This is a genomic window from Methylorubrum zatmanii (assembly GCF_014845115.1).
Taxonomy (GTDB): Bacteria; Pseudomonadota; Alphaproteobacteria; order Rhizobiales; family Beijerinckiaceae; genus Methylobacterium; species Methylobacterium zatmanii.
In genome coordinates, this window is sequence record NZ_NKUI01000176.1 from 1 (window position 1) to 4,750 (window position 4,750).

At 68.6% G+C, this 4,750-nt stretch carries 4 protein-coding genes; 1 reads left to right on the plus strand and 3 read right to left on the minus strand.

Annotated features, from left to right (window positions below; translation table 11 throughout):
• Positions 1-126: 126 nt before the first annotated feature.
• Positions 127-1,017, minus strand: coding sequence for a dihydrodipicolinate synthase family protein (locus MZTS_RS19385; protein ID WP_192285074.1), 891 nt, complete (start codon positions 1,015-1,017; stop codon positions 127-129).
• 691 nt (positions 1,018-1,708) lie between these two features.
• On the opposite strand from MZTS_RS19385, the gene MZTS_RS19390 reads away from it, so the two are divergent.
• Positions 1,709-3,412 carry a type IV secretory system conjugative DNA transfer family protein gene (locus MZTS_RS19390; protein ID WP_192285075.1) on the plus strand — a complete coding sequence of 568 codons (1,704 nt, stop codon included), beginning with the start codon at positions 1,709-1,711 and terminating at the stop codon, positions 3,410-3,412.
• Between the two features lie 55 nt (positions 3,413-3,467).
• On the opposite strand, the gene MZTS_RS19395 is transcribed toward MZTS_RS19390, so the two are convergent.
• Together MZTS_RS19395 and MZTS_RS19400 are read right to left on the minus strand one after the other, a co-directional pair.
• Positions 3,468-4,049, minus strand: a complete 582-nt coding sequence (locus tag MZTS_RS19395; protein ID WP_096488138.1) for a hypothetical protein — start codon at positions 4,047-4,049, stop codon at positions 3,468-3,470.
• 6 nt (positions 4,050-4,055) lie between these two features.
• Positions 4,056-4,750 (minus strand): hypothetical protein (locus MZTS_RS19400; RefSeq protein ID WP_192285076.1); only part of this gene is annotated, 695 nt, incomplete at its 5' end.

Here is a 4,750-nt window from a genome sequence, read left to right on the forward strand (position 1 = left end):
CCAGGGGATCTGGACGCGCCCACTGCGCGTCGTTCAGCATCAGCCCGCTCCATCCAGAGGACAGAAAACGCTCACACCCCCAAGACGTTCAGGCGACGACAGACCCTAGTCATCTTCGCTACACTATCAGACATTCAGGGCGTTCAGCGCCCGTTCGATGCGCGTCCGTTCAGCCACGCCGAGGGGGAGGATTGGCCGAGGAGGCTGTGCATCGGTCAGCCCCAACAGGTTCGCCGCGGCATAGACCACCCGCAGGCTTCCGTGTTGCTTGAACAGGTCCCAGAGCGGTTCGAAGGTCGTGTCGAGCCGCCGCACCTCTGCCACGTCGCCTGCTTGGGCTGCGCGCATCAGGGCGAGGGAGGGCTGCGGCAGGAGGCCGCCGATCACGCTGTACCACGCCACGCCGCCCGCAAGCACGGCCTCCGCCGCGTGCCAGTCGCCGCTGTAGCCCACGGCGAACGCAGCGGGCAGGAGCGCGCGGAGAGCATCGACCTTCCCCTCCACCTCGCTCGGTGTGGGAGCAGGGTTCTTCACGGCGAAGATGCCGTGCACCTTGGCGAGGCGTGCTAGGAGATCGTCGCTGAAGGTGAAGTGCGTCGTGCTCGGGTTGTTGTAGATGCAGAGCGGCAGGTCGGTGGCCGCCGCTACGGCTGCGAAGTGCTGGAACACCTCCTCGTCGGTGAGCGGCGTGTAGGAGACGGGTGCAAGCAGCAGCCCGTCCGCTCCGGCCGCCTGGGCGTCCCGCGCGAGATCCTGGGCATCGTCCGTGCGAAGGGCACCGACCCCCACGATGAGCGGCACGCGGCCACCGACGCACTCGGCGGCGGCCTCAATGGCCCGCCGCCGCTCCGTTCGCGTTAGATAGGCGTAGGTGCCAGTGCTGCCGAGCAGCCCGACCGAGTCCACCCCCGCCTCCTCCAGCCGCCGGAGCAGCGTGGCAAGGGCATCGGTGTCCACACGCCCCTCTTCGTCTGTGGGTGTGATGGGGAATGCTGAAAGCCCGTAGAAGATCGACATTGTAAACCCGCCAAGGATGAACGCCAGTTCTGGCCCCTCGAGCGCTTGCCTTCCGAGCGGGCGATTGGCTTCCGTTGCCGGGACCATACCGACACGCTGGCCTGCCGAGAACGGCCATTTCCGCGCGATCGAGGTGGGCCAGTTGGCGGAGGAGCAGGGCGCACGCTGATCTCATCGCCGCGGTTGGGACCCGCCTGCCCCGGGATCTACAGGCCCAGGATCTGCCGTTTGTTAAAAAGGGGCTAACGTCAGCTTCCCGCCGAGGCTGTGTGAAAACGAAGGCACGCTGCGAGACCGTAGAACAATCCTCTATTCAGCGAGCATTGCAAATCGCCAGATAACCATATTGATGCCGGTAAAGCCTCCATTTTGGCGCTGTCCAGAGCGTCTTGGCGAATATCCTTCTACTTCAATCGATGGCTTCCACGTTTTCACATAGCCTCCACCCCGAGCCCCCTCTGGTTGTGCGACTACGCATGTATGAAAAACGACCGTTTGATTTACACCGGTTTAGGCCCTCGCAACGATCTGGCTATGTGTTTGTAAGGCGTAGGGATGCCGTCTCCGGCTGTAGGAGCAGAGGGTGCGATCTTATCGGGCTTGATGTGGTCAACATACGCTTCATCAGCGCGTTCAAGTTTGGGCTGCTCCATATCCGGTTTGCTCAGGCGTCCCGCTCTATGGCAGCGCGATGCATCGCCCTGACCTCGCCTTCCGCGCCTGCCTCATCCTCGTCCTAGGGCTCGCCACCTTCCTGCTCGGCTACCCGGCCGCCTTCCTGGCCAGTCACGGCCTCGACATACGCGCATGGCCCGCCTTGCCCGGAACCCCGATAGCCTGGTTCACGCCAGAGGGCAGCGGCTCGGGCGCGTGGCTCGCTCTCCTCGTCCGAATGGGCCGGACCTACCTTAACATGGTGCTGGGTCGGTCACAGGCGCTCCCCGGTGGCGGGCGTGAGGCCTTCGGCATCGTCTGGGGAGCCGCCGTCGCGCTGGGCGTGCTGATCCTGATGGGCGGCCCGCTCGTACCGCTGCGTCACCGCCTGCGCCGCTTCGGCGATGCCGACTTCGCCTCACCACGCGCGCTCGCCCGCATGCGCAAGGGGATCGAGCTCGGCCTCGACCCCAGGACAAACCAGGCGGTGCGCGTCCAGGTCGAGGGCAACCTGCTCACGATCGCGCCGCCGCGTTCCGGCAAGACCAGCGGTTTGATCCTGCCCAACCTCGCCTTCCCGGAACCCGGCGCCTGGGCCGGTCCCGCCGTGGTGATCGACCCCAAGGGCGACGTGGTGCGCGCCGTGCGGCGTCGGCGCGAGAGCATGGGCCAGAGGGTGTATGTGCTCGATCCGCTCAACCTCGCCGGCGGCACGGATCGCTGGGATCCGCTGCTGGGCCTCGACCCTGAAGATGTGCTTGAGCTGCAAAGTATGGCTCGCGCCCTCCTGCCCGAGGCCGACCGGACCAGCGAGGCTGGTGCCTTTTTCCGCGACCGCGCCGGCGTCCTCATCGTGGCGGCCCTGCAGTGCGTGATCCGCGCCGGACGGGGCGTACCGGAGGCCGCCGCCCTGGTGCGCGATCCCAAGGCACTGCGTGCCACGCTGGAGGGGTACGACGACGCCGTCGCCCAGGACGCGCGCGGCATCCTCGACTCCGACGACGAGAAGAGCCGCGCCAGCATCCTCACGACTGCAGCGCAAGGCTTCAGTTGGATGCTGGACGCGCGCATGCAGCAGGTGGTGACCGGCCACAGCTTCAGCCTCGATGCGCTCTGCGCGGGCGACACCGACCTGTACATCGTGCTGCCGGCCGACGACCGCCGTAAGGAGCTCAGCGCCTACGTGCGCTGGCTGCTCGCCGCCCTGTTCAGCATCGTGCGGCGTACACCCGTGGCGGAGCGTCTTCTCGTCATCATCGACGAGGCCTACGTGCTCGGGCGCTTCGACGCGATCCTGCGCGGCGCTGGCGAGCTGCCGGGCTACGGCGTGTCGTTGTGGACCTTCTGGCAATCGGAGGCCCAGATCACCGACACCTACGGCGAGGCGGGCGCTGCCATCCTGCGCGACACCGCTGAGGCCCTGATGCTGTTCAATATCTCGGGCGCGCAAGGCGCGGAGCGCGAGCGCTGGTCGAGTGCACTGGGCACCTTCACGGGTGTGCAGGAGACGGTGTCACGCGACCCCACCACCGGCCGGGAGACGAAGAGCGTGGCGCCCGGACCCGAGGCGCTGGTGCCAGCCTCCGAGCTCGCCCGCCTGACCCAGCGCCACACCCTGGTGTTCCTCAACAGCGCCGCCTACACTACCGACCCGCTCAAGCTGCGCAAGACACTCGCCCACCGCGATACGCGCTTTGCCGGGCTGCTCGACCCGGTCGCGCCGGTGCGAGCCACCGCCTGAGGGCCGCACCCGCGCTCATCAGGCCGCGTCAACGCCGGCCTGGGGCGCTGCCCCCTTATCGGGAGAGATCGAGCCCGGTGCGCCAGACCGTGCCGTGGCCGTAACGCTGGCCCGAATACCAGACCCGGATCTGTGCCACCTGCGCGTCGAGCCGCTCGACCGGGACCCAGGTTCGGGCCGGAAACGTGTAGCTCTCGACGCGGCCGTCCGGACCGATCAGGTTGCTGGCCAACGCCTGCGTCGAGATCGCCAGCTGGGGAGTGGCAGACCACGCTGTGTACAGCCACACGCCCGTGATCCCGGCTAGGCCGAGTACGGCCGGGTGCAGGAGCTGACGCAGCGCGGCCGCACCGAGGCGGTGAACCAGCGCCCGCAACCGGCCTCCCGGTCGCCAGCGGAGCTGCGGCCGGGTGAGATCGGCCTGAAGCGAGCGGCGCAGGCTGATCCGGTCCGGGCCCACCAGCGCCGGATCGTCGAGGTGGGCCAGGCGCTCGTGCGGCGGCAACCGCAGGAGCTCGGCCAGCCGCGCCCGGCTGGCCTGCTGCACGCGCTGCGTGGCCGCCCGCTCGGCCTCCTGCGCCGCATGCAGCCGCGCCTCGACCGTGGAGGGTGGTGTGCGGGAGGGAGGGCGTACCACGGGCCTTCAGCCCTCCAGCCAGCGTGCCGCCGGACCTGCGGCCTGCATGGCCTTGGCCCGGAAGCGGGTGAGATCCTCGACGATGCGGCCGGCCTCGGCGAAGCCGAACCGGTCGGTGAGGCTGTCCTCGGCGGCGGTGAGGTCCTCGCCGATGAAGCGTAGGCCCCCCTTCTGCAGGAGGTCGTTGGCGCGCTCGTCGAGGCTGAGCTTCTCCAGCCGGGTCAGGGTGACGTCCTTGAAGGCCTTGAGTGCCTTCGGGTCGACCGGTCCCTCGATCTGATTCTCAACGGCAAAGCGCGCTGCCGTGAACGGCTTGGCGAGGTCGAGCAGGACGGGGGCGTTGGCGAGCGCGCCGGGCTCGCTGGTGAGCACGACCAAGAGGCCGAATTCCACGCCGCGGCGGGCATAGCGCGCTTGCGCCTCGCCGATCAGCGGCAGGAGTGAGCCGGCCGTGTTGGCGCCGACATCGACGATGACGGGCCCTTGCGCGGCCGCGATGGCGTTGAGCGGCCCGTCGAACTCCGCGCGCGCGGCGGCGCCCCCGGTGCGGTTGATCTCGCCGCGCTCGGCTCGGACGGGGAAGAAGCTGACCCGGTCCTCCAGTTCGACCAGGCGGCGGTTGGCCTCGATCTCGATGAGGTGGGCGGACGGCAGGCACTCGGCGAGCGCGCGCACCAGCACGGTCTTGCCGGAGCCGCCCT